Here is a 1,080-nt window from a genome sequence, read left to right as displayed (position 1 = left end):
TAAGTATTCCCTCTAAAATAGATTAGAGAATTTTGTATTTTAGCATAATAGGAAGAAGCAATCGCCCTGTTTTGGACGAAGAAGTAAAAAGAATTTTAGAAAAAGCGTATCGAAGTGATAAGAATCATTCTTTTCGGAGCCGTTGCCAATTGATTTTGTTGAAATCAGAAGGCCGAAGTTCTCAGGAAGTGGGCGATATTTTAAAGATCTGTTCGATGAGTGTTAATAATTGGACGGCAAAATTCAATGCCAAGTGGATTGAAGGTCTTCGAATACAATCCGGACGAGGAAGAAAGCCCATTTTGAGCAAAGAAAACGATGCCGATTTAGTCATTGAAATAGTAAAAAAGAACAGACAAAGACTCTCTGTGGCTAAGGCTGAAATAGAAAAGGAGAGCGGAAAACGGCTTTCAAACATCACGCTTCAGCGGTTTTTAAAAGTCTTGACGCAAGATACAAGCGCATAAGAAAACGTCCCAAAAGCAGTCCCAATACTATTTTATACGATTTTAAAAAGAGCAGATTTTGGAATTAGAAAAGCTCTCAAACAATCAGGATATTGATCTGTATTATGGAGATGAGAGCCATTTTAGCAGAGAAGGCTATGTTCCTTACGGCTGGCAATTTCCAGATGAAGAGGTATGTATTCCTGTTGAAAAGGGTTTTAAAATCAACGTTTTAGGAATCATAAGCAGGGATAACAAATGCAAATCTTCGGTAACTCAGGGAAATATTGACAGTGATTTTGTGGTTGCTTTTTTCGAAAAATTTTCATTGGAAATCAATAAACCAACTTGTGTGATTTTGGATAATGCTTCTGTTCATCGTTCAAAAAAAGTAAAAGAACGTCTTGAATATTGGCAAAACAGAGGTCTTTATTTTTTCTATCTACCACCTTATTCTCCAGAGTTGAATATAGCCGAAACCCTTTGGCGTAAGCTAAAAAAGGAATGGATTGATCCTTTGGATTATACTAATAAGGATTCTCTTTTTTATACGGTTAATAGATGTATGGCAAATATTGGAAAAGCAATACGCATCAAATATTCGCCGTTTTCTCTAATCTAAATTTGTCGGAAT

General features: G+C 35.6%; 2 protein-coding genes. Both read left to right on the top strand.

The window, feature by feature from the left end; genetic code table 11:
* Positions 1-32 precede the first annotated feature (32 nt).
* A complete protein-coding gene (locus BUB80_RS23225; protein ID WP_175549656.1) occupies positions 33-467 on the top strand; it encodes a helix-turn-helix domain-containing protein in 435 nt (144 codons plus the stop codon).
* 58 nt (positions 468-525) lie between these two features.
* Entirely contained in the window at positions 526-1,068 is a 543-nt protein-coding gene (locus BUB80_RS23220; protein ID WP_175549655.1) for an IS630 family transposase, read from the top strand.
* Positions 1,069-1,080: the final 12 nt, after the last annotated feature.

It is taken from the genome of Chryseobacterium polytrichastri, from assembly GCF_900142445.1.
Taxonomy (GTDB): Bacteria; Bacteroidota; Bacteroidia; order Flavobacteriales; family Weeksellaceae; genus Chryseobacterium; species Chryseobacterium polytrichastri.
This window is presented reverse-complemented; position numbering and strand designations above follow the sequence as displayed.